Consider the following 536-nt stretch of genomic DNA (forward strand, 5'->3'; position numbering starts at 1 on the left):
TGTGGAAGATGAAAGCGCAACCTATTAACTGCTAGATTCCTTGCTCTAAATCTAAATAGCGCCTGCAACTAGCATAAGTTGTAGGCGTTTTGCATATAATATACGTTCATTGATCATCAGGTTGACGGATGTTTTTATGATCGATGACAACGTTCTCTAAGACTTGACTGTCCCACAGTACCTCAGAGATCTGCCTTGGATCCGTGCAAAAACGTGCAGCGACAAACAACCAATCAGATAAACGATTGATAAAGCTAAGCGCAGTACTGCGAATGGCTTGTGGATGCTCTTGCTGTAATAGCACAGCTTGGCGCTCAGCACGGCGACACACACTACGTGCTACATGCAATTGACTGACCAATAATGAACCTGTAGGCAGGATAAAGTCCTTTAGCGGCGGCAGGCTAGTATTCATCGCATCGATTTGTTGTTCTAACCAGTCTATATGAGCAGGATTAACACCTTCATATTCTGGCATAGCAAGCTCGCCACCGATGTTGAATAATAGATGCTGAAGCACCACTAGCGCTTGAGTG

The 536-nt window shown here is 44.6% G+C and carries 1 protein-coding gene; it reads right to left on the reverse strand.

Annotation, left to right across the window (positions count from 1 at the left end; translation table 11 throughout):
- Positions 1 to 106 precede the first annotated feature (106 nt).
- A partial coding sequence (locus ACS8FD_RS24060) for a cob(I)yrinic acid a,c-diamide adenosyltransferase (RefSeq protein ID WP_439277697.1) occupies positions 107 to 536 on the reverse strand: 430 nt, incomplete at its 5' end.

This window comes from Psychrobacter sp. 1U2, assembly GCF_051847575.1.